Below are 20,410 nucleotides of genomic sequence, written 5' to 3'. Positions count from 1 at the left end.
CGTTTATTCCTTTTCCGAGAGATCGATGGACGCCGATCCGCCCCCGCCATCGGCGGAGCGGATGACATGAGCCGCCTCGGCGGCATGGGCTGCGGCATTGCGACGTTTCATATTTCGCGCCCAGCGGGGTGGCTGAGCATCAGGACCGCCGCCTTCTCCACCACCTGTCGGACCACCACCTGTGGGTGCATCACCTCCCCCAGCAGGACCACCACCAGAAGATGCCGGTCCGCTATCCCCGGCTCCACCTTCGCCGCCCTCGCCACCTTCGCCCATCCCGCGCGCGGCCCAGCGTCCACCGGCGGCGTAGCTTTCCCTGAGAGATGAACCTGCACGCGAGGCCGCCCCTTTGGCGGCATTCGCGATATTCCCGCCGACAGCCCGGCCCATGCCTCCAATCCCGGCGGCCATACTGCCCGCGCCACCAAAGGCGCCGGCGGCTCCGGCCGAATAGGCGGTCGTGGCTGCACCCGCGATCGCGGCCCCTCCCCTCGCGGCAGCAGCGGTCGCACCGACGGCTGCAGCACCACCCGAGGCAGCCGCTCCGACACCGGCCACCGCAGCCGCCCCCATCGCGCCCACCGCCATACCGGTGCCGACGGCGGCCCCCGCCCCGAGCTGGGGGGCGCCGGAGATCAGCCCATTGGCAATGCTGCCACCAAAAATGGACAGGCCGACAATCGCGAGCGAGGCCAGCACCACCGATACAGATTGCCCGATCGTGGGAACATCGCTGCCGTAGGAGATGGTGAACTGTTTGAAGAGCACGGATGCGATGGCGGAGATCACCGCCAGCACCATGATCTTCACACCCGAGGAGACAACATTGCCCAGCACTTTCTCGGCCAGAAAGGCCGTGCGATTGAACAGGGCGAACGGGATCAGTACGAAGCCTGCCAGCGTCGTCAGCTTGAACTCGATCAGGGCGACAAAAAGCTGCACGGCCAGAATAAAGAACGCCGCCAGCACGATCACCCAGGACAGACAGAGCACGAAGATCTGGATGAAATTCGTAAAGAAGGCGACCGGACCAAGCAGAGTGTGGACAGAGTCCAGAAGCGGCTGGGCAGCATCGAAACCGGTCGAGGCCAGACGACCGGGACGCAGGAAATCCGAAAGTGCCAGCGTTCCACCGCCGACTTTCAGGCCGAGGACCGCGAAGCTGTCGAAGACAATCTTCGAGAGCGCATCGAAATCGTTGATGACCCAGGCGAAAAACCCGATATACAGCGTCTTCTTCACCAGACACTGGATGATGTCCTCATCCGCCGCCCAGGCCCAGAACAACCCGGCCAAAGCGATATCCAGCACGGACAGTGTTCCGGCCAGTGAGATCACGTTGCCCTTCACCAGGCCGAACCCACTGTCGATGGTGGAGGTGAAAGTGTTCAGGAAGATATCGATAACGCCGACATCATTGGTGGCCATGGCGGTCAGTTCCCGCTGCTGCCGAACATCGACACGGTGCCGGGCACGTAAGCGTCATGCTGGGAGAAATGCTGGTATTGCGCTTCGCTCTCCGCTTCCGTTGCGGCCTCGCGCGCCTGTTGCAGGGCCGAGGCCCGCCCATTGGCGGCAAGTTCGGCCTGAATGTCAGAAAGCTGGCGTGATTGCAGGGCCAGAAGCTGATTGCCCGCCTGAGCAGCCTGCAACGCCCCGGTGGAGGTCTGGCTGGAAGACACAAGCTGGCTCATGGCCAAACTGTCGCTGGGGATGTTGCCCACCACCCGCGCCTGCAGCTTCAGGGCGTCCTCAAACCCACCGACGGAATTCTGCCAACGGGTCTGCGCCTGAGAAAACAGTGCGCCGTCGGACATGCCTGAAGAGACGGAGGTATACGCCTGCTGATACTGCTGCTCAACGGACTGGACGCTGTAGGCAATGTGCTGCGCCTGCGCGAGCAAGGCCGTGGTCTGGGAAATCGTCGATTGCAACGTCGACAATGTGGACAGCGGCAGGCTCGCCAGATTGCGCCCCTGGTTGACGAGCATCTGGGCCTGATTGGCGAGAGAGGTGATCTGGTTGTCGATCTGCTGGAGCGTGCGGGCCGCGATCAGCACGTTCTGGATGTGGTTCGCGCCGTCATATACCGCCCATTGGGCATGGGCCGGATGCAAGGGAGAGAATGTCCCGCAAACCGCCAGCATTGCAGACGTCAGAAGAACACCCCGTCGGAAATGTTTTTCGCTCGCACGACCGAAAAATTCAGCCCAAGGCCGGAAAGACTTTTCCGTCATGGCACACCCCCTTCCCGCAGAAGGTCAGCCGCCCACATGACACCACGCGCCTCGAACCAGGCAGGGAGAAAGTCCTCCCGCCCATGTTCCGCCAGAACCGCATCGATCAGCCTGTGGTCGTCCTTGCCGGACGCGGCGCACAGCGCCAGCGCCACCGGACCAAGACCGAGTTCAAACAGCCTGTTTCCCCGCTGGGTCTGGCAATAATACTCCCGCTTCGACGCGGCACGCGAGATAATGGCGATCTGCCGGTCATTCAGACCGAAGTCGCGATAAATCGCCATGATCTGCGGTTCGATGGCGCGCTCGTTCGGCAGGAAGATCCGCGTCGGGCAACTTTCCACCACGGCCGGGGCGATGGGTGAATTGGCGATATCCGACAGGGACTGCGTCGCGAAGATGACGCTGGCGTTTTTCTTACGCAGCGTTTTCAGCCACTCCCGCAACTGACCGGAGAAATTCCCGTCATCCAGCACCAGCCAGCCCTCATCGATAACCAGTAGCGTCGGGCGGCCGTCCAGCCGTCCCTCAATGCGATGAAACAGGTAGGACAGAACGGAAGAGGCAGCGCCGGAACCAATCAGCCCCTCGGTCTCGAACACCATCACATCGGCATCACCCAGCCGCTCGGCATCCGCATCCAGCAGGCGACCATACGGACCACCCAGGCAGTATGGGGCCAACGCCTGTTTCAGGGCGTTGGACTGGAGCAACGCTATCAGGCCGGACAGGGTCCGCTCCTGAACCGGCGATGACGCCAGGGAATTCAGCGCCGACCAGAGATACGCCTTGACGTCGGGGGTCAGCGTCACCCCTTCTGCGACAAGGATCTGCCCCAGCCATTCGTTGGCCCATTTGCGCTCGTCGGGATCATCGATCCGCGCCAGCGGCTGGAGCGAGACGGCGGGAACACCATCAGCCTGATCCTTCGTCAGACCGCCCCCGAGATCGTGCCAGTCTCCGCCCATGCCGAGCGTGGCGGCGCGCATGGAGCCACCGAAATCGAAGGCGAAGATCTGCGCTCCCACGTACCGGCGGAACTGCAATGCCATCAGGGCCAGCAGCACACTCTTGCCTGCTCCGGTCGGTCCCGCGATCAGCGTGTGCCCCACGTCGCTGGCATGGAGAGAAAACCGAAACGGCGTGGCCCCGGCGGTCTTGCCGTAGAACAGCGGCGGCGCCTTGAAATGCACATCCCGGTCCGGTCCCGCCCACACGGCGGAGAGCGGGATCATGTGGGCCAGATTCAGGGTCGAGACCGGGGGCTGGCGGACATTGGCGTAGACGTGACCGGGCAAGGAGCCGAGCCACGCCTCCACCGCGTTGAGACTTTCCGCCATGCAGGTGAAGTCGCGACCCTGAATGATTTTCTCGACCAGCCGCAGCTTCTCCGCGGCGATGGAGGCGGAACCGTCCCACACCGTGACGGTCGCCGTAATATAGGCCTGCCCGACATCATCGGCACCAAGAGATTGCAACGCCAGATCGGCATCCGCCGCTTTGTTGGCGGCGTCATTGTCCACCAGAACCGAGGCCTCGTTGGTCATGACCTCCCGAACAATGGCCACAATACTCTTGCGTTTTGCGAACCACTGCCGCCGGATCTTCGTCAGCACCTTCGTCGCATCGGTCTTGTCCAGCAGAATAGCGCGGGTGGACCAGCGATAGGGCATCGCCAGCCGGTTCAGATCGTCGAGAATTCCGGGGAAGGTGCGGCTGGGGAAGCCTGTGATGGTTAGCGTCTTGAGGAAGGCATCGCCGAGTTTCGGCTCCAGCCCGCCCGCCAGCGGCTGATCCACCAGCAGGGCGTCGAGATGCATGGGGATTTCGGGCACCCTGACCCGCTGGTTCCGGGTGGAAATGGTGCTGTGCAGGTACGTGAGCGTCTCGCCGTCGTTCAGCCACGCCGCCTCGGGCATGAACCCGTCGAGCAGGGCCAGCAGACGATCGCTGCGGTCCACGAAGGCATGAAGCATCCCATGCGGGTCCGGCCCGTCGCGCTCCCGCCCCTCATAAAGAAACCGCGCGGCCCGGTCGGAAGATTCCGCAGGCGGCAACCACACCAGGGTCAGGAAATACCGGCTCTCGAAATGCGCGCCCTCATCCTCAAACTGTTCCCGACGCTCCAGGTCGACCATCTGTGAAGCGGCGTCGGGAAAATCGCTCTCGGGATAAAGCGTTGCCGGGACGCGCTGCGCTTCCACGAACACGGCCCAACCTGAACCGAGCCGGCGCAGGGCATTGTTCAGACGCCCCGTGACACCCACCAGTTCGGCAGGTGTTGCGCTATCCAGATCGGGACCACGGATACGTGCCGTGCGCTGGAAGGAACCGTCCTTGTTCAGGACAACCCCATTTTCGACCAGCGCCGCCCAGGGAAGGAAATCCGATAGGAGGGAATTCCGGTTACGATATTCGCCAAGGGACATCATGGCCGGTCTCCCTATGCCCGCAGCCAGGCGGGGTAGCGGAGATGCCGCCGCCCCACCTCGATGAAGAACGGATCGCGCTTGGCGCCCCAGACCGTCAGCGTGTGCCCGACGACCCAGAAGACGGCCCCGATCAGCCACAGGCGCAGGCCCAGTGCGATCGCAGCCGCCAGCGTACCATTGGCAATGGCGACGGCACGCGGAGCGCCGCCCAGCAGGATCGGGTCGGTCAGGGAGCGATGCACCGGGACATGAAAGCCCGACACCGCGTCATCATCATATCCGGCGGCCATCAGATCAACGCCCCGCCCGAGAAGGAGAAGAAGGACAGGAAGAAAGAGCTGGCCGCAAAAGCAATGCTGAGTCCAAAGACGATCTGGATCAGGCGACGGAACCCGCCGGATGTTTCCCCGAACGCCAGGGTCAGACCGGTCACGGTGATGATGATCACAGAGACTATCTTGGCCACTGGCCCCTGCACGGATTCCAGGATCTCGTTGAGCGGGTTTTCCCACGGCATGCCGGAGCCGGACGCCCAGGCCGATGATACGAAAACCAGCGACAGGAGCGTGGATATTCCGAAGACACGAAGATCCGGCGCATGCCGATCGGGACGTGCAACAGCGCACACGACGGCGCGCAGACGTGAAGGCGGCATCATGATGACTCTCCATTGTCAGAGAATGATGTTTTGGAAGATGAAAGGCTGACTGGCCGGATGCGATAGGCTCCTGTCACGGGATCCAGGCCGTCGATTTCAGCCAGTTCGGACAACCGGCGTTGCGTGCCACGTCCGGATAAGACGGCGATCACGTCGATGGTCTCGGCAATCAGGGCGCGCGGCACTGTGACGACGATTTCCTGAATCAGTTGCTCCATGCGATGCAGTGCGCCGATGGCGGTGCCAGCATGCAGCGTGCCGATCCCACCGGGATGACCCGTGCCCCAGGCCTTGAGCAGGTCGAGCGCCTCGGGACCGCGCACCTCGCCGATGGGAATACGGTCAGGGCGCAGCCGTAGCGCTGACCGGACCAGTTCGGATAGCGTGACGACACCATCACGGGTGCGGAGCGACACGAGATTGGGTGCCCGGCATTGCAGTTCGCGCGTATCCTCGATCAGCGCGACACGATCGTCGGTTTTCTCAACTTCGGCCAGCAGGGCGTTGACCAATGTGGTCTTGCCCGTGGATGTGCCGCCGGCGACCAGAATGTTTTTCCGGTCCGCAACTGCCTGACGGAGATATGCCGCCTGCCCTTCTGCCATGATCCCGGCTTCGACATAATCGTCGAGGGTGAACACCGCGACGGCGGGTTTACGGATTGCAAAGCTGGGTGCCGTCACCACGGGTGGCAAAAGCCCCTCGAAACGCTCACCGGTCGGGAGTTCCGCCGACACACGTGGGGCTGCCTCGTGGACCTCTGCCCCGACATGGTGCGCCACCAGCCGCACAATGCGTTCGGCATCAGCCGGTGTGATCCGCTCCCCCGTGTCGCCCAGTCCCTCGGACAGGCGGTCGATCCACAGCCTGCCATCGGGGTTGAGCATGACCTCGACCACAGCCGGGTCCGCCAGATGCGTCGCAATGGCCGGTCCCATCGCCGTGCGCAGCATGGAAATCCCACGCTGTCGGGCAGCACTTTCAATCGATGTGACCGCCATGGGAATCCCCGTCTTTACGGGTCATCCGGCCTCTCCGGACGACGACGGGGACAATTAGAGAGTGCTGCTTTCTCCCGATTTCAACAGTATTTTCCTGCGATCGTACAGGATCGTAACGGATGCGGTTTTTACTTGCAGATCGCGGGATCAGGATTCCGATGTGGGAGGCACATCGTCGGGAATTTCCCGCCGGAAGACCGGCCCCCGACTGAGTCGCCTACCAAGGGCTGCCACGAACGCTTCATACCGTTCCGTCCCCTGCGCCCGCGCCGCTGCGGCTGCCGGTTCCGGCAAGGGCGGACTGACTGTCATCCAATAGCGGATGAACAGAGCCAGCGTCTCAAGGCTGATCCCAAGATCGCGCTCCATACGGGCGACCTGCCGGTCAAGGCGGTCCAGCCTGCGGCTCATCGCTGCTTCCCGCCGCTCATCGGCATCAGGCGAGAGGAAGGACGCGATGGCGGCTTCAGCCACAAGGGACAGGGAAAGATCGCGCCGCGTAGCGTGCGCGGTCAGGGCATCGAGCAGTTTCGGTTCCAGATACACCGACAGCCGCGCCTTCTTCGGGGATGTTCTCATCACGCCCTCACAGCCCGAGATCGTTGCCACGGTCGAGCCCGGCCTGCCGGGCAATCCGCGTCAGGTCGGCACGATCACGCGCTTCTGGATCCTGTGGCGGTTCCTCACCAAAAAGGTCCGGTGCCGCACGCCGCTTGCGTTTGCCGGTCTCCGCCGGATCATGCTCGCGCGACCACTTCCGCCCCGTGCCGAGCGATTCATCGCTATCGGCGTCGTCGGGCCTGTCAGGCTCCGCCGCCGACGTTTTCTCCGGCGGCGGGGTGGCAGGAAGCGTGCGGCCACTCCAGTCATCAGGTCGCACGGGCCGTGCCAATTGCGTGGGATCCGGCGGCGGCAGAACGCGCTCGACGAACCGGCGGTCCCGGAAATACCGGGCCTTGCGCGCGCGAATTGGGGGACAACCCGCCACCATGACCACCTCATCCTGCGCCGGAAGCTGCATCACCTCACCCACCGTCATCAGGGGACGGGCGCTCTCCTGCCGTGACACCATGAGATGCCCAAGCCAGGGCGACAGCCGGTGCCCGGCATAGTTCTTCTGCGACCGGATTTCGGTGGCCACGCCGAGCCCATCAGACACGCGCTTCGCGGTGCGCTCGTCATTGGTCGCGAAACTGACCCGGACATGGCAATTGTCGAGAATGCTGTTGTTCTGACCATACGCCTTGTCGATCTGGTTGAGGCTCTGGGCAATCAGGAACGCCTTGATGCCATAGCCGGCCATGAAGGCCAGAGCGCTCTCGAAAAAATCCAGACGGCCGAGAGCGGGAAACTCGTCGAGCATCAGCAGCAGGCGACGCCGCCCCTCCCGGCCGGACAGATCCTCCGTCAGCCGTCGCCCGATCTGGTTGAGGATCAAGCGGATCAGCGGCTTGGTACGGCTGATGTCCGAGGGCGGGATGACGAAATACAGGGAGACAGGCTGTTCACCCTCCAGCAGATCACTGATCCGCCATTCGCAGCGACTGGTCACCGTCGCCACCACCGGATCACGGTAGAGACCAAGAAACGACATGGCGGTGGACAGCACGCCGGAGCGCTCGTTGTCCGATTTGTTGAGCAGTTCCCGCGCGGCCGACGCCACGACGGGATGCGGCCCCTTCCCGTCCAGATGGTTCGTGCGCATCATGGCGGACAGGGTCGCCTCGATCGACCGTTTCGGGTCGGAGAGGAATTTCGCCACCCCGGCGAGGGTCTTGTCGTCCTCGGCGTAAAGCACATGCAGAATCGCCCCGACCAGCAGGGCATGGGAGGTCTTTTCCCAGTGGTTGCGCCGTTCCAGCGATCCTTCGGGATCGACCAGAATATCGGCGATGTTCTGCACGTCGCGGACCTCCGACGCCCCGCGCCGGACCTCCAGCAGCGGATTGTAGGCCGAGGAGGCCGGATTGGTGGGATCGAACAGCAGCACCCGCCCGAAGCGATTCCGGAAACCGGCGGTGATCTGCCAGTTCTCGCCCTTGATGTCATGGATGATGGCCGAACCCGGCCAGGTCAGAAGTGTGGGGATCACCATGCCCACCCCCTTGCCGGTGCGCGTCGGCGCGAAGATCAGGACGTGCTCGGGGCCATCATGTCGGAGATAGGCCCGGCGGTATTTGCCCAGCACGACGCCATCCTCGCCCAACAGCCCCGCCGCGCGGATTTCCGCATCTTCGGCCCAGCGGGCAGAGCCATAGGTCGCGGCCCGCTTCGCCTCATGGGCGCGGTGGACGGACAGCGTCACGGCCGCTGCGAAGGCCAGCACCCCGCCGGAACCCGCGATCCAGGCGCCCCGCGCGAAGACCGCCGGGGCGTAGGCGTCGAACTCGTACCACCACCAGAAAAACAGCGGCGGGGCATAGACCGGCCAGCGATGGAGGACCATGAACCACGGTCGGCCGAGTTCCGGCTGGAACGCCAGTTCCCAGGCCGTCCATTGTGTCGCCGTCCACCAGGACAGCACGATCACGGACAGGACCACGAGCGCCTGCCCCCACTGGATGCGTGTTCCCGGCTGCTCCATCGATCCCTCCCCTCGTCACGGGAGATAGCGAACAACCAGGGTTTTCCAAGGCGCAAGGATGATCCGGCGCCGGTCGTACCGTAGCGGGCAGGAGCGAAAAAATACTTGCGCGTTGCGGTCTGGCGTCGGCATCCTCATCTTATGCGCACAATATGCGCATAAGGAGTCGGATCATGCCCAGCCGCACCAGCCTCTGCGCTTCCTATGATCGGAGCGCCCCCCGCCGCCCGGTCAACCTATCGCTCAACACCGATCTGCTGGCGCAGGTCCGGAAAATGACACCTAATCTCTCGGCGACGGTCGAGACCTTGCTCGGCGACTACCTGCAATCCGCGCGGCAGCAGTGCGAAGACGAACAGCGCAAGCTCGACGGCGTGATCGACGCGGTGAACGATCTTCACATTCGGCACGGCTTCCTGAGCGACGAATTCTCGACGCTCTGATCCGATGCCGCAATTCGCGATCTACCGGAACCCCGGCCGAAACCGGGACATCCCGTTCGTCGTCCAGATCCAGAGCAATCGCCTGGAACGCAGCGTTGGCCGCGTGGTCATGCCGCTCGTCAGACGATCGGGCAGTGCGCCACCAGACCATCCGCTGACGCCGCATCTCCATGTCGAAGGAGAGGAGGTCTTTGCCAACCCGTTCGACCTGGCGACTGTACCCGCCGCACGGCTTGGAGCCGCAGTCGGCGTCCTGGCCGAACGCGATCAGGATATGATCATCAGGGCACTGGACGAACTGGTCAGTAGGGCGTGAAGAACTCAAGCGCTCCACGTAAATCCACAAATGTCGACCCTAGAAGAAATTATGCTGCGCTACTTATAAAAGTCCTCTGCTCTCCAGAGTAGTATTTCGACCGAAATTAGCGCGCGGGTCGTTTCTTAACGGTCGGCACTTTCGTTGTCAGTAGCCAAAATTCATCGAAGGATATTTGACCCTTCATGAGAGCCCGCTCCCACTGTCGTACGCTTGCGGCCCAGAAGTCGTTGCGTAGTGGGAAATATCCGTCAGAAATCGTCGTTCTCTTGATCCGTGGCCGACATATGCTTAGGCAAGCCACATGACTAATGCTGCTGGAAATTTTAATCACCTCTTTTTGTTGAGGTTCATCTTCGTCTAGAGACGTAATTGTAAGGTCAACGCGTTCTTGTTTTCTTAAAGGAATATATTTCTGTGCCATTTTCAACAATCGATCCGTGTCAGCACCTTCTGGGAAAAATACGTTCCCCATTGCCCCTATCCATTGATGCCCATTAAGTGCTTCGATTTGTTCTTCGGATGGAACGCGGACAAAATTCGTCGCAATCGATCCAACATCGTAAACGACATCATCATAAAACATGAGCATGTACTGAGGTGAAATGGGCAGAAGAATCTGAAGTCCTGCACTCGCCAACCCTCGGCATCGATTGTCTGAAATATTATCGTAAAATTGATTTTGAAATACTACTGGATGATCAGATGATATAAATGGAACAGAGCTCACGTTATGAATTATTTTCAATTTTAGATCCCGCATAATTGGCTCCATTCCAATCGACTGCTTGAACAAAATACTGAATGGATACGACATAGATATCTGCAAGTCAGGCAAATGCGCCAACAACTCAGGATCTTTAATGCTCCTTCTTAGCATCTCTTTTCCAAGTTTATTTGCCATTTCATTCAATTTAGAGACGCTTGCGGTTGTTCTAGAATCTTGGATCATCATGAACAGACATAACGTCCGGAATTTGTCATCAGTCCTGAGTGGCAAGCGTCTCCGTTTAAGTATGTCGGCAAAGATGCTACCGACTTGTCCTTCCAACTCCCCTAGACGGTTTTCAAGAAATAAATCTCTACCGTAAAAATATTTTTTACTAGCCTGACCATCGATACTAGCCTGCGCAATAACCTTCGAAGATTTAAAATTATAGACAGAAATACAACTGCCTGATTTTGAGAAATGGCGTAGGTAGAATTTGGGAACATAATGTTGATTCTTTTTTTCAGCCATTTTGATTGGGCCCGCTCTCCGAAGATAGAATACAGATAATACATTTTGTTATAGATTTGTCGTATCCCTTTGGTTGGGAATTGACCCAAATACCTCGCCTTGCTTGACTTCCCGATCACAATCCAAGCCCCCGTTTGCGCGCAAAAGACCAGTCAATCCCCCCATCGCCGCGCATGATTCCCGACACCTCCCGTCCGCGCTGTTTTTCCAGCGAGGGCGACCATGGTACCAACTCGAAGCCCAGCCCGTCATCGATCATGGCGAACCGGCCCGACGCCAGATTGAAACGCTGACGATAAGTGCCGGTAACGGGATCGCCCTCCCCACTCTGCCGGAACGGTATCCCTGATTTCCCGCTGAGGTTCCGTCCTACCATCTCCAGTTCCCGCTGACGCAGCGTGGCGATCAGGTTCCGCGCGTATCGAATGCCCCCGCCGTCGCGGCTGGCCAGCCCCTGCTCCACCAGATGCTCCGCTCGCTTTTCCATCGCCTCTTTGGCCTCGGAGCCGAACCCGGTGGACGCCAGGACAAGAGGCTCCCGCGCGATGGCCTGCCGGTCGAGCCAGGTAGCGCCCTCCGCCGTCATCTGCCGCTCCAGCGTGACATCCGAACGCACGGCCAGCGCGACACGGTCCCGGCCCCGCTTATCGGTAAAATGCCGCAGTTCGACGATGGAGCCGGCCGCTCCGTCGCCAGCGGCTTCAAGGTCCGGCAAACGGACATGATGTGTGCGCCCATCAATCCCGTCGACGACCGCATAGGCCGTGCCGCGCAGTTCATCATCGAGGCCACGATCGACCAGCCGGCCGATGACGGGATCGGTGGCATCTTCACCCGCTAGCACCCAGGAGGACGCGGCGCGATCGATTTTCTGTTCCGCCAGACCCCGGTGGATGCGTTTGATGATGTCGTTGCGCTCGCTGATCTCCCGCAAAGTCGCTTCCGCGCTCTCGTCCATCCTCCAGCGATCCGGCCCGACCTGATGCGCCAGCCCCATGGTTTCCAGACGGCGCAACCGGCCCAGCTTCACGGTGGAGAAGGCGTCCGGCGTTTCGTCCGGCGCGCGCCCGAGAGTGATGATGCCATCCGTTCCGGCATCCCTCTGAAGCTGTCGGTCGAGTTGGGTCCAGCGGTCAGCATTTACCTGCCGCTCGACAGCCTGATGGATATCGTGATCGGTGCGCGGTCCAAGTTCCAGCGTCACCAGGTCCTGGGCACGGGCGCGCATTCCCTCGCGGATATAATCACGTGCGATCACCAAGTCGGTGCCATCTTTCGCGACACCCCGCACGATGACGTGCAAATGGGGGTGCGCCGTGTTCCAGTGATCGACGGCAACCCAGTCGAGTTTCGTGCCAAGATCGGCCTCCATCTGCCCCATCAGATCCCGTGCGAAAGCCCGCAGGTCCGACATCTCCGGCGCATCCTCGGGAGAGACGATAAAGCGGAAATGATGACGATCGCCGTCGCAGCGTTCGGCGAAGTCCGAGGCGCGGATGTCGTCGCTGTCCTTGTCGAACAGGCGCGCGTCCTCCCCGTCCCGCGTCACGCCCTCCCGACGGAGATACCGCAGGTGTGCTGCCAAGGGTGTGGCGCGCGGGGCATGCCGCACGACGCGGGCCTTGATCACGACGCCCCGCGAACGACTGGTCAGCAGGCGGTTCGCGGCATGGGCGGCGGCCCTCCCGCGCCCGAAACTGGAACGGTGGCCAGAGGTGATTTTCCCCGCGCGGGACACCCTGCCACCAGCCTGCTGCACCGACGCCAGCACCTGCGTCACGAAAGGCCGCGCCTGCCGGGCGCGGGTGGAGCGGATGCGCCCTGGTCGGACCCGGAAGTCCTCATCCCTGTTCATGAAAAATGTCCTGCACCGCGCGAAAGATCGCGCCGGATCAAAGAGATGACACTGTGTCGCGAGGTTCAGAAAATCCACGCACCTCGCGACAAGACTTCAAAAACCCCGGAAAACAGCCACCCCAACCGAGCCGCGATGTGCGGCCTTTTATCCAGCCCTCCCTTCTCTGTTGATTTTCCGGGGGTTTCACGCCTCACTGGACCTGATCCGATCCTCCCAGCGGGACCATGCCGGACCTCTCCCCGACATGCCCTGCGAAGAGGTTCTCGGGAGCAACGACATGACGTGAAGTGGTCGTCCGAAACGCATCGGACTGGCCTGAAACGAAGAGCGCGGCCGTCACCCAGGAGCGAACCGAAAAGGACAAAAAAGAAACGGGAAGATGAAGGTCAGACGATCGGTTTTTCATCAGCCGTGTGACGAATTCCACGTAGGAAATCGTCTCGCCTGGCAGTGGCCGACCGGATGCGAGATGCTCGTCATAACGACCGGGACCGGCATTGTAGGCGGCAAGAAATCCCACATCGCCATAACGGTCGTGCAGCCATCGCAGATAGGCTGCCCCGGCGGCGATATTGTCGTGCGGATCGAAGGGATCAGCGCCCAGATTGAGCGTGCGCCGGACCTCCTTCCAGGTGCCCGGCATGAGCTGCATCAGGCCCATCGCACCCGCACCGGAAACAGCATGTGGATCACCGGCACTTTCGGCATGGAGGACCGCCCGCACCCACGTCGCCGGGATCGCATTTTCCTTCGCCGCCTGTCGCACCAGATCGTCCCAATCCTGCCCGTGGACAGAGGCGTGCGAGAGTGGCAGCGCGAGCACGGCCAGCATGCCGGCGGACAGGAAAAACCGGGCACTCATTCCCGGCCTCCCGGACGTTTCGTGGGCCGGTTCCACACCAGTTGCCATTCGCGCCCACCGCGGCCGGCCTGAAACAGCGTGGCCCGGACCGGCTGTATGAAACTGGGGTCATCTAGGACGATGGAAATATATTCGCCGGCGCGCTCCCCAGTGCGGGTCCAACCGGCACCGATCTCCGGTCCGGAATCCCCGTCACCGAGATGGATGCGATAATCCGGCGCATGCTCCGCGCCATTGTTTTCCGCTGGCACGAAGGTCAGTTCGGCGTCCAGCGACAGGGTGCGCACCCGCCCGGCGAAACCATCGGCGGTGCGGGTAAAAAATCCAATCTGGCTCATGAGAAAAATCCTTTCGGAAATGATAGGGGTGATGGGAAAACCGTGTGCCTTACGATCGTCATTCGATCGGCGGTTCGCTCTGTTTCATGGGCATCATGGGCGGTCCCAGAAGCGGCCGTTCCCGCACCGGATCGCGCAGATCCGGGAGGGGATCGAAATGTGGCGATGGTGACTCCGCCTCGCCCATGCGGACATGAACCGGCACGGCACGCCCGATGACGGTGTCCATCGACAGGACGCCGAAATACCGCCCGTCCAGACTGGTCGGCACAGCGGCGTTCATGACGAACACCTGCCCCGGCCCGAGATGCTGACAGCCCTGCCAGACCGGCAGCTTGCGGCCCCGATGATCGACGGTCTTCGCGTCGCCAACAGGTTTGCCGTCGATGGTGAGGTGGACGCCGATGCGACAGACACTTTGCCCCGCCAGCGCTGCCACAGGCTTGAGCAGCGGCACACCGAACGGCAGGTAGCCGCGTGTGGCCAGCAGCGTCGCTTCGCGCTCCGGCAGGCGGATGGCGACGATGTCGCCGACACGGACCGGCACGGTGGGCTGGAGGCGATACAACCCGATCGGCACGCTGGCCGTCTCGTTCCAGACCCAGCGCGGGGCGGGATGAAACGCCAGCGAGGCGCCCATGCCGAGCACGGCGAAATACGTGGTGAAAAACCAGCCGCGCCGCGTCATGACATGGCCCTCCTGCGCAGCCATGCCTCATGGCGCTCTGACGTGTAGGGACGCGGTTCCTGCGCTGCCGTGAGACGATGATGCAGATGCCGCCAATGATCGGGACAGGCGACGGCGGGATCGATCCCCAGCGCCTCCACGCCGTCGATGGCCTCCAGCACGCGCCGCACCTTTGGCCAGCCACTCTGGCGCAACAGGCTCTCGCCGCCGGGGCGCACGAAGGGCACGGTCTGGCAGGCTTCCTGAACGCCCACGGCCCGCACGATGTCGATGCAGGACACCACGGTCCCGAAATCATTGGCAGCCCAGCGGATGAACGCGAACACGCTGTCCGGCGTGAAGCTCATCAGCCTGCGCCTGCGATCCAGAATGCGATCCTCGACGGGATGTCCGAACCGGATCCAGTGCTCGATGCGCTTCTCGATCCAGGTCAGTTCGACCGTGGTCAGCACAGCATCGTCCAGCCGGAAGGAGCGGGCGGTCATGGGACACCGACCAAGCGATCCGCGACCGCTTCCCGAGCCTTTTTTTCATGCCCCGATCGGGCTGCCGTAAGGGAAGCCGGAAGACCGGAATCTCCTACATAATAAGTTATTATATTAGTTATATAAGTTACAGGGCTAATTCCGCTTTTAAAAACAACACGTTGCGCCGATTTTCGCCAATGATCCCACGATAAATCCGCCGTCGCTCCCACGATATGATGCGCCGTTGATCCAACGACATGTTTCACATCGTTATCCACACACTCGGTGGATTGACTCGTTGGAACAGCGCATAAAATCCCCAGTTTTCCGCCAGAAATGACGCGAAACGCATAACCGGGGATGATCTGGCTGACGACAATGGCGCGGATTTTCGCGATGAAATCGCGACGCCGGGTCAGGCTGCCTGAGCGCGCGTGCAACTCTGCCAGATCGAAGCGCCACCCATCCTTCTGCCGTCCGGCATGCCGACGCGCCAGGCGGTAAAGCCATCGCTCCAGACCGCCACGAAGGCAAAAATAGGCGGGATCAACGCTCAGCACGCGCGAGCGATCGCAGGCGGCTTCCATCAGCCAGTCCGGCAGCGTCAGGGCCACGCCATCATCACGGGATATCCGGACATCACTGATCCAGGTGAACGGCCTCTGCCGCCAGTCAGTGCCCTGACGGATATTCGTCATGACTGTTGTCGCCGACAGACGCGCGAGCGCGCCGTGGAGGCGATCATATTCATGCGCGCCCGTCGCCCAGCCCAGATCCTGAAACAGACGCCAGGGTGTGAAGCGCACATGGCGTGACACCCACAGTCCATGGTTCAGCGCATCGACGATCTGCCCGGTCAGCCAGATCAGGACGTCGACGTCCCAGACGGTCGCCATACCGCCAGCATTTTCAGCCCGCACCATGATCGCGATATGTCGTGCCTGGTAATCAATCGGGGTAAGGCGCGGCGTTTTTCCCAATGCGAAAAACGGACGCCCCATCAGATCGCGGATATCGCGGGGGCGTGCCGACCCCGTGACCACGAAGCGCCGATCGGGCTGGCGCCAGCTGTCGGCGGCCGGCATCATCGTCCGGCACTCCGCTGCGCCTTGCGGGCCTTCGCCTGCAGGCGGATGATATAGGCGCGGGGGTCGGACGGCATCGGGATGCCGCCACCGTCCCCGGTGGAGAGCCGGACGTTCAGGTCGGCCCAGGCGCACAGGTCTTCGACGGCGTAGACGATCCGGCCGCCAAGCTGGCGGTAGAGCGGACCGGTGCCGCAACTCCGGTGTTTTTCGAGGGTGCGGATGGACAGGCCAACGAAATTGGCCGCATCCGGGGTGCGCAGATAGCGCGGTGGCAGTGTCGGCTGAACACGCATGGGGTCTTTCTCCCGGTGGATCGGGCCGCTGGCGGGATGTCGCGGCTCATGGGAGGACGCTGCCGGAGAATGAGCTGTGGGGAGGGATGACAAAGTTCAGGCCGCCAAAATGTCACCCCCCTGCTTCAGCCCCTGAAGGAGAGCAATGTGACCGCCGTTCTGGTAGAACGCGGCACCGTCGAGATCGCGGTAGAAAGCCCGATGCCATGAACTGGCACGCCATTCATTGCGTGACAGACGCAGGATATGCTCGCCGTAGATGCCGGCCGCGATCCGTCGGACCGCCACCCCCATGCGCCGGCCTTCCGCGATGCAGAGCATGCGGATCTGGCGGAGTTTCTGCTGGGGACTCAGGCGCAAGGTGGAGGGAAGAGGACCGGGCGTCTGACCGGCAAGCAGACGACCGAAGCGCGTAACGCTGGCCAGACGGGTCATGAGGTGCCTGTCATCGATGATGAACCAGGTTCCTGGTGCGTCGGGCTGTCGATCGACGACAATGACAAGGCGCAGGGGGCCTGCTGCGCTATCCAGCACGAGATGGATGCCATCCGGAGCATCATGTCGTGCCCGCGCGTATGGTGTGAGGCGAGACAGAATGTCACCCCCGTCACCACGCACGGCCACCTCCGGCGCGATGTCCGGATCCCAGAACGCGGGGGCGAGCCAGGCGGGGAGATCAGGGTCGACAGGGAAAACGCAACCCCCAACGACGGGCGAAGGCGCGCCATGTTTCGGCGTCCGCCTTGCCCGTCGTCATGGTTACTGCATAATCGTTCAGGTAGGCCGGGTTGCGCCGCAGCCATTCCTGGGCGAGACCGGCAGGGTCGAGCCCGGAGAAGGCGCGACGAAGGGGTGCGGCATCCCACGGCCGGTTTGTCGGCACGCCCCCCTCCCCCGATGTGTCATGGATTCGACCCAGTATCCGGTGCAGAACCGGAACGGGTAGTCCCCAAGACTCAGGAAGGTGATCCCGAATATATCCTGTAAGCTCGGGATTATTTCTATATCGGGGGATATTGACGCCAGACGGGCCGAAAGGTCGGTTTGCGCGACATCACGTGATGCCCGTGACGCATCACACGAAAAGGCGCTTGGCATTTCGTGTATTATAATACGTAGCGCGATAATACACAAATCGTTCCTATCCTGCGGATGGACATCCGAGGACTTTTCGGCGCGAACGTGAGGCGCCTGCGACGCGCCGCCGGTCTCAGCCAGGAGGCCCTAGCGGAACAGATGGGCGTGGACCGCGCCTATATCAGCTGGATCGAGACCGGACGCCAGAATGTGACGCTTCTCTCGCTATGGCATGCGTCGCAGGCGCTGGGCGTGCGGCCGGCGGCATTACTGGATGAAAATCATCTTCCGGCAGACGATCAGAAATAGGGATCCTTGACTCTGCCCTATCCGCCCTCAATGGGGCGGTGTCGGCCTGTCTGCTTCGACGTTACCCTGCCGGGCAAGCGCCTCCTTGAGTTCGCGCTCGATCTGTCGGCGCTCGCGACGGCTCAGGTGAAAGCTGGTCAGTTCAGCGCGTAGCATCTGGATGTAGTCGTGATGTGTGGTCATCGTCCTGTTCCTTTCGTTTCTTGAAGACAGGACGGACGGCTCATGCCGGGGTGGACCGGGTCAGGGATCGCCGCAGGCGACCGGCTCGCCGGCGCGTGGGGGAACCGATTTTGTTCGGCGTGCCCAAAGGGTGCGTCGGGCAAAATTGGGGGGACCACGCGTCCTTGACGCGGTGCGCCCTCGCGCATGGTACAATGGGAAGGCTGAAGGAAAGCCCCCTATTCCTCCTGCGTCTCACGTCGGGCGACCAGCACTGCCGCCCGCGCTCGGAAGATCACGCGGGAAAAGAAGCCCCGGAAGGCCCCGCCCGGGGAGACCGGGCGGGGTTGGTGGTGGGGAGCTTACTCCCCGTTCCGGCTGCGGGGCCGGGTCCAGATGAGGGTGTAGCCTTCCCCTTCCTCGTCAGTGAACAGGTTGGCGAAGATCGGGGCGGCGAAGGAGGGATCGTCCAGCTTCAGGCTCAGATAGGTGCGGCCTTCGTTGGAGCGGCGGGTCCATGCGGCCCCGAGTTCAACCCGTCCGAGGTAGACGCGGTAGTTGGGGGCGTTGTCGTTGGCCCGGCTGGTTTCCGCCACCAGGCGGACGTTGCGGGCCTGCAGGGCCAGGGTGACGATTTCGCCTTCGAAGCCTTCGCCCACCTTCTTGAAGGAACCGATGTTAGCCATTGTCGTATCTCCATGCTGTTATCGGGCCGCGACCACCGTGGCCTCGATGGCGATCGACCAGCCGGAGGCGAGCGGCAGAGCACCCTTCAGGGCCGCAGCGCAGCGGAGGACGGCAGGGCCGGAACTTTCTTGTCTCGCGAGGAATGACGGCGCAGCCGTCAGGGGAAGAAAGTTCTGGAACGCCGTTGCGGCCAGCCGATCGAGGCGCAGCCGGTCTTCGGCTAGATCAGCCATCCGACAGAGGCCATGGTGTGCGGACCCGCCAGCCCCATGGAGAGACGATGCCGGCATGACCGGTCCGACAAGTGGGGAACGTGCGACACAGGAGGATATCGCGCTCGCCCGGTGCGACCGTCTTCCATGCTGGTGGCGCGGATCGCGGCTAGACACCCGCCCCCGACTGCCGCGTCCCTGCTGCGAACGGTTCGGGCCGCATCCTATGGACCCGTCGCTCCAACGAAGGCTGGCCAGCCAGTTGCCCGCTGGACGATCCCTCCTTCGCCACTGCTGTTTCGACCTGTTCACCGGTGAGGAAGGGGACCACCGCTCCCTCGTCCGCCGGTCTCGCGGTTGGAATGCGGCGAGAGGTCACACTCCCCGCCCCCGATCTCCCCGGGTGGGGGCTTCCGGCGCGCGGTCAATCCCGTACCGGGACCGCGGGCAATGGGGAAGCCCGACGTTACGCCGCCGTCTGGCCGTCTATGTGTGGTTGGAGCGCCTCAATGATCCGGCATTCGGCAACCTTGCCATGCTGACATTGCGCAAGAAGCTGCGTCAGTTCCTGTCGGAGTGCCTGCAGATCGTGAATCCTGCGCTCGATATCCGTGACATGAGCCTGGACAAGTTCGTCCACCTGTTCACACGACCGGGCTTCCTGCCCGGCCAGATTCAGCAACTCCCGCACCTGATCCAGCGGAAAGCCGAGTTCACGCGCCCGACGGATAAAGCCCAGACGCCCCAGATGAGCGCCATCATAAACGCGGTAATTGCCACTGCTTCGGGGCGGGGGCGGCAGCAATCCGATGCGTTCATAGTACCGGACGGTTTCAACCTTCGTGTCCGTCAGGCGTCCAAGTTCCCCGATCGTATATGTCTGCGTCATGAAGTTCTTGACCCTGTAGTGACCACAGGGTGGATATGGGGTGCTCGTCGTCTTTTACGAGAGTGTCACCATGCCCTGCTGTCATGACTCCTGCTGCCCGAGTTCCGTCTCTCCCTCGACCGGTCAAGATGCTCGTCGCTGGCACAGGGCACTCTGGATCGCCCTGATCGTCAACGGCGGATTTTTCCTCACCGAGATTGTCGCCGGCGTCATGGCCGGTTCCGCTTCCCTGCAGGCGGATGCACTCGACTTCTTCGGTGATACCGCCAATTACGCCATCAGCCTCACCGTCACGGGCATGGCGCTGGCGTGGCGCAGCCGGGCGGCCCTGCTCAAGGGCGCCACCATGATTGCCTTCGCCGTCTGGGTGCTGGGCAATACGCTCTGGCATGCCTGGTCAGGCACCTTGCCGCATGCCGAAACCATGGGCCTGATCGGCGGCCTGGCGCTGCTGGCCAATGGGGGTGTCGCCCTGATGCTATACCGCTTCCGCAGTGGGGACGCGAACATGCGCTCGGTCTGGATCTGCTCGCGCAATGACGCCATCGGCAATCTGGCGGTTCTGCTGG

The 20,410-nt window shown here is 62.2% G+C and carries 26 protein-coding genes; 4 read left to right on the top strand and 22 right to left on the bottom strand.

The features are described from left to right. Positions 1-3: 3 nt before the first annotated feature. The 8 genes from trbL to F3J08_RS02760 form a co-directional block, all read right to left on the bottom strand. Positions 4-1,428 (bottom strand): P-type conjugative transfer protein TrbL, encoded by a 1,425-nt coding sequence (gene trbL / locus F3J08_RS02795; RefSeq protein WP_166928356.1) that lies wholly within the window; start codon positions 1,426-1,428, stop codon positions 4-6. 5 nt (positions 1,429-1,433) lie between these two features. After that, positions 1,434-2,237, bottom strand: a complete 804-nt coding sequence (gene trbJ / locus F3J08_RS02790; RefSeq protein WP_132127033.1) for a P-type conjugative transfer protein TrbJ — start codon at positions 2,235-2,237, stop codon at positions 1,434-1,436. After that, positions 2,234-4,669, bottom strand: coding sequence for a conjugal transfer protein TrbE (trbE, locus tag F3J08_RS02785; protein WP_166928355.1), 2,436 nt, complete (start codon positions 4,667-4,669; stop codon positions 2,234-2,236). The genes trbJ and trbE overlap by 4 nt, the downstream gene beginning before the upstream one ends. An 11-nt stretch (positions 4,670-4,680) precedes the next feature. Beyond that, positions 4,681-4,959 carry a VirB3 family type IV secretion system protein gene (locus F3J08_RS02780; protein ID WP_166928354.1) on the bottom strand — a complete coding sequence of 93 codons (279 nt, stop codon included), beginning with the start codon at positions 4,957-4,959 and terminating at the stop codon, positions 4,681-4,683. Then, positions 4,959-5,327 (bottom strand): TrbC/VirB2 family protein, encoded by a 369-nt coding sequence (locus F3J08_RS02775; protein WP_205206678.1) that lies wholly within the window; start codon positions 5,325-5,327, stop codon positions 4,959-4,961. Before F3J08_RS02775 ends, F3J08_RS02780 begins: the two co-directional genes overlap by 1 nt. Beyond that, on the bottom strand, positions 5,324-6,328 hold the full coding sequence (gene trbB, locus F3J08_RS02770; protein ID WP_166928353.1) for a P-type conjugative transfer ATPase TrbB: 1,005 nt from the start codon (positions 6,326-6,328) through the stop codon (positions 5,324-5,326). The genes F3J08_RS02775 and trbB overlap by 4 nt, the downstream gene beginning before the upstream one ends. A gap of 147 nt (positions 6,329-6,475) precedes the next feature. Further along, positions 6,476-6,907, bottom strand: a complete 432-nt coding sequence (locus tag F3J08_RS02765; RefSeq protein ID WP_166928352.1) for a CopG family transcriptional regulator — start codon at positions 6,905-6,907, stop codon at positions 6,476-6,478. 7 nt (positions 6,908-6,914) lie between these two features. Then, positions 6,915-8,912 carry a conjugal transfer protein TraG gene (locus tag F3J08_RS02760; RefSeq protein ID WP_166928351.1) on the bottom strand — a complete coding sequence of 666 codons (1,998 nt, stop codon included), beginning with the start codon at positions 8,910-8,912 and terminating at the stop codon, positions 6,915-6,917. Between the two features lie 173 nt (positions 8,913-9,085). Here F3J08_RS02760 and F3J08_RS02755 point away from each other — a divergent pair, with 173 nt between their 5' ends. Both F3J08_RS02755 and F3J08_RS02750 read left to right on the top strand, forming a co-directional pair. Next, positions 9,086-9,355, top strand: coding sequence for a type II toxin-antitoxin system CcdA family antitoxin (locus F3J08_RS02755; protein WP_166928350.1), 270 nt, complete (start codon positions 9,086-9,088; stop codon positions 9,353-9,355). Positions 9,356-9,359: 4 nt separating this feature from the next. Next, positions 9,360-9,671 carry a CcdB family protein gene (locus tag F3J08_RS02750; protein WP_166928349.1) on the top strand — a complete coding sequence of 104 codons (312 nt, stop codon included), beginning with the start codon at positions 9,360-9,362 and terminating at the stop codon, positions 9,669-9,671. Positions 9,672-9,777: 106 nt separating this feature from the next. On the opposite strand, the gene F3J08_RS02745 is transcribed toward F3J08_RS02750, so the two are convergent. The 10 genes from F3J08_RS02745 to F3J08_RS02700 form a co-directional block, all read right to left on the bottom strand. Beyond that, positions 9,778-10,911, bottom strand: coding sequence for a DUF4238 domain-containing protein (locus tag F3J08_RS02745; RefSeq protein WP_166928348.1), 1,134 nt, complete (start codon positions 10,909-10,911; stop codon positions 9,778-9,780). Between the two features lie 115 nt (positions 10,912-11,026). After that, the gene (locus F3J08_RS02740; protein WP_166928347.1) at positions 11,027-12,766 is read right to left on the bottom strand and encodes a VirD2 family relaxase/mobilization nuclease; all 1,740 of its coding nucleotides are present in this window, start codon (positions 12,764-12,766) and stop codon (positions 11,027-11,029) included. 193 nt (positions 12,767-12,959) lie between these two features. Then, positions 12,960-13,631, bottom strand: coding sequence for a lytic transglycosylase domain-containing protein (locus F3J08_RS02735; RefSeq protein ID WP_166928346.1), 672 nt, complete (start codon positions 13,629-13,631; stop codon positions 12,960-12,962). After that, positions 13,628-13,969: a DUF736 domain-containing protein gene (locus tag F3J08_RS02730; RefSeq protein ID WP_166928345.1), complete on the bottom strand. Its 342-nt coding sequence runs from the start codon at positions 13,967-13,969 to the stop codon at positions 13,628-13,630. Before F3J08_RS02730 ends, F3J08_RS02735 begins: the two co-directional genes overlap by 4 nt. Before the next feature lie 58 nt (positions 13,970-14,027). Next, on the bottom strand, positions 14,028-14,657 hold the full coding sequence (locus F3J08_RS02725; protein ID WP_166928344.1) for a S26 family signal peptidase: 630 nt from the start codon (positions 14,655-14,657) through the stop codon (positions 14,028-14,030). After that, complete coding sequence (locus F3J08_RS02720; RefSeq protein ID WP_166928343.1) at positions 14,654-15,142, bottom strand: DUF2840 domain-containing protein; 489 nt, start codon at positions 15,140-15,142, stop codon at positions 14,654-14,656. Before F3J08_RS02720 ends, F3J08_RS02725 begins: the two co-directional genes overlap by 4 nt. Further along, positions 15,139-16,212, bottom strand: coding sequence for a replication initiator protein A (locus F3J08_RS02715; protein ID WP_166928342.1), 1,074 nt, complete (start codon positions 16,210-16,212; stop codon positions 15,139-15,141). Before F3J08_RS02715 ends, F3J08_RS02720 begins: the two co-directional genes overlap by 4 nt. After that, positions 16,209-16,505, bottom strand: a complete 297-nt coding sequence (locus F3J08_RS02710; RefSeq protein WP_012553482.1) for an AlpA family transcriptional regulator — start codon at positions 16,503-16,505, stop codon at positions 16,209-16,211. Before F3J08_RS02710 ends, F3J08_RS02715 begins: the two co-directional genes overlap by 4 nt. 96 nt (positions 16,506-16,601) lie before the next feature. Continuing rightward, positions 16,602-17,123: a DUF2285 domain-containing protein gene (locus F3J08_RS02705; RefSeq protein ID WP_166928341.1), complete on the bottom strand. Its 522-nt coding sequence runs from the start codon at positions 17,121-17,123 to the stop codon at positions 16,602-16,604. Between the two features lie 58 nt (positions 17,124-17,181). After that, positions 17,182-17,388: a transcriptional regulator domain-containing protein gene (locus F3J08_RS02700; RefSeq protein ID WP_166928340.1), complete on the bottom strand. Its 207-nt coding sequence runs from the start codon at positions 17,386-17,388 to the stop codon at positions 17,182-17,184. A gap of 269 nt (positions 17,389-17,657) precedes the next feature. Between F3J08_RS02700 and F3J08_RS02695 the strand changes: the two genes are divergently transcribed. After that, positions 17,658-17,891: a helix-turn-helix domain-containing protein gene (locus F3J08_RS02695; protein ID WP_166928339.1), complete on the top strand. Its 234-nt coding sequence runs from the start codon at positions 17,658-17,660 to the stop codon at positions 17,889-17,891. Positions 17,892-17,918: 27 nt separating this feature from the next. On the opposite strand, the gene F3J08_RS02690 is transcribed toward F3J08_RS02695, so the two are convergent. The 4 genes from F3J08_RS02690 to F3J08_RS02675 form a co-directional block, all read right to left on the bottom strand. Next, positions 17,919-18,074: a hypothetical protein gene (locus F3J08_RS02690; protein ID WP_166928338.1), complete on the bottom strand. Its 156-nt coding sequence runs from the start codon at positions 18,072-18,074 to the stop codon at positions 17,919-17,921. A gap of 341 nt (positions 18,075-18,415) precedes the next feature. Then, positions 18,416-18,739 carry a DUF736 domain-containing protein gene (locus F3J08_RS02685; RefSeq protein WP_166928337.1) on the bottom strand — a complete coding sequence of 108 codons (324 nt, stop codon included), beginning with the start codon at positions 18,737-18,739 and terminating at the stop codon, positions 18,416-18,418. Positions 18,740-18,757: 18 nt separating this feature from the next. Next, positions 18,758-18,973 (bottom strand): hypothetical protein, encoded by a 216-nt coding sequence (locus F3J08_RS02680; protein WP_003618604.1) that lies wholly within the window; start codon positions 18,971-18,973, stop codon positions 18,758-18,760. A gap of 445 nt (positions 18,974-19,418) precedes the next feature. Then, positions 19,419-19,841 (bottom strand): helix-turn-helix domain-containing protein, encoded by a 423-nt coding sequence (locus F3J08_RS02675; RefSeq protein ID WP_166928336.1) that lies wholly within the window; start codon positions 19,839-19,841, stop codon positions 19,419-19,421. Positions 19,842-19,881: 40 nt separating this feature from the next. On the opposite strand from F3J08_RS02675, the gene F3J08_RS02670 reads away from it, so the two are divergent. Next, positions 19,882-20,410 (top strand): cation transporter (locus tag F3J08_RS02670; RefSeq protein WP_370458655.1); only part of this gene is annotated, 529 nt, incomplete at its 3' end.

It is taken from the genome of Asaia sp. As-1742 (genome assembly GCF_011753235.1).
In the GTDB taxonomy this organism is placed as follows: domain Bacteria; phylum Pseudomonadota; class Alphaproteobacteria; order Acetobacterales; family Acetobacteraceae; genus Asaia; species Asaia bogorensis_B.
This window is presented reverse-complemented; position numbering and strand designations above follow the sequence as displayed.

What these genes read in the sequence shown, in the direction of transcription:
- trbL (WP_166928356.1), bottom strand. Translation starts at nt 1,428, where the DNA reads ATGGCCACCAATGATGTCGGCGTTATCGATATCTTCCTGAACACTTTC.
- trbJ (WP_132127033.1), bottom strand. Translation starts at nt 2,237, where the DNA reads ATGACGGAAAAGTCTTTCCGGCCTTGGGCTGAATTTTTCGGTCGTGCG.
- trbE (WP_166928355.1), bottom strand. Translation starts at nt 4,669, where the DNA reads ATGATGTCCCTTGGCGAATATCGTAACCGGAATTCCCTCCTATCGGAT.
- F3J08_RS02780 (WP_166928354.1), bottom strand. Translation starts at nt 4,959, where the DNA reads ATGGCCGCCGGATATGATGATGACGCGGTGTCGGGCTTTCATGTCCCG.
- F3J08_RS02775 (WP_205206678.1), bottom strand. Translation starts at nt 5,327, where the DNA reads ATGATGCCGCCTTCACGTCTGCGCGCCGTCGTGTGCGCTGTTGCACGT.
- trbB (WP_166928353.1), bottom strand. Translation starts at nt 6,328, where the DNA reads ATGGCGGTCACATCGATTGAAAGTGCTGCCCGACAGCGTGGGATTTCC.
- F3J08_RS02765 (WP_166928352.1), bottom strand. Translation starts at nt 6,907, where the DNA reads ATGAGAACATCCCCGAAGAAGGCGCGGCTGTCGGTGTATCTGGAACCG.
- F3J08_RS02760 (WP_166928351.1), bottom strand. Translation starts at nt 8,912, where the DNA reads ATGGAGCAGCCGGGAACACGCATCCAGTGGGGGCAGGCGCTCGTGGTC.
- F3J08_RS02755 (WP_166928350.1), top strand. Translation starts at nt 9,086, where the DNA reads ATGCCCAGCCGCACCAGCCTCTGCGCTTCCTATGATCGGAGCGCCCCC.
- F3J08_RS02750 (WP_166928349.1), top strand. Translation starts at nt 9,360, where the DNA reads ATGCCGCAATTCGCGATCTACCGGAACCCCGGCCGAAACCGGGACATC.
- F3J08_RS02745 (WP_166928348.1), bottom strand. Translation starts at nt 10,911, where the DNA reads ATGGCTGAAAAAAAGAATCAACATTATGTTCCCAAATTCTACCTACGC.
- F3J08_RS02740 (WP_166928347.1), bottom strand. Translation starts at nt 12,766, where the DNA reads ATGAACAGGGATGAGGACTTCCGGGTCCGACCAGGGCGCATCCGCTCC.
- F3J08_RS02735 (WP_166928346.1), bottom strand. Translation starts at nt 13,631, where the DNA reads ATGAGTGCCCGGTTTTTCCTGTCCGCCGGCATGCTGGCCGTGCTCGCG.
- F3J08_RS02730 (WP_166928345.1), bottom strand. Translation starts at nt 13,969, where the DNA reads ATGAGCCAGATTGGATTTTTTACCCGCACCGCCGATGGTTTCGCCGGG.
- F3J08_RS02725 (WP_166928344.1), bottom strand. Translation starts at nt 14,657, where the DNA reads ATGACGCGGCGCGGCTGGTTTTTCACCACGTATTTCGCCGTGCTCGGC.
- F3J08_RS02720 (WP_166928343.1), bottom strand. Translation starts at nt 15,142, where the DNA reads ATGACCGCCCGCTCCTTCCGGCTGGACGATGCTGTGCTGACCACGGTC.
- F3J08_RS02715 (WP_166928342.1), bottom strand. Translation starts at nt 16,212, where the DNA reads ATGATGCCGGCCGCCGACAGCTGGCGCCAGCCCGATCGGCGCTTCGTG.
- F3J08_RS02710 (WP_012553482.1), bottom strand. Translation starts at nt 16,505, where the DNA reads ATGCGTGTTCAGCCGACACTGCCACCGCGCTATCTGCGCACCCCGGAT.
- F3J08_RS02695 (WP_166928339.1), top strand. Translation starts at nt 17,658, where the DNA reads ATGGACATCCGAGGACTTTTCGGCGCGAACGTGAGGCGCCTGCGACGC.
- F3J08_RS02690 (WP_166928338.1), bottom strand. Translation starts at nt 18,074, where the DNA reads ATGACCACACATCACGACTACATCCAGATGCTACGCGCTGAACTGACC.
- F3J08_RS02685 (WP_166928337.1), bottom strand. Translation starts at nt 18,739, where the DNA reads ATGGCTAACATCGGTTCCTTCAAGAAGGTGGGCGAAGGCTTCGAAGGC.
- F3J08_RS02680 (WP_003618604.1), bottom strand. Translation starts at nt 18,973, where the DNA reads ATGGCTGATCTAGCCGAAGACCGGCTGCGCCTCGATCGGCTGGCCGCA.
- F3J08_RS02675 (WP_166928336.1), bottom strand. Translation starts at nt 19,841, where the DNA reads ATGACGCAGACATATACGATCGGGGAACTTGGACGCCTGACGGACACG.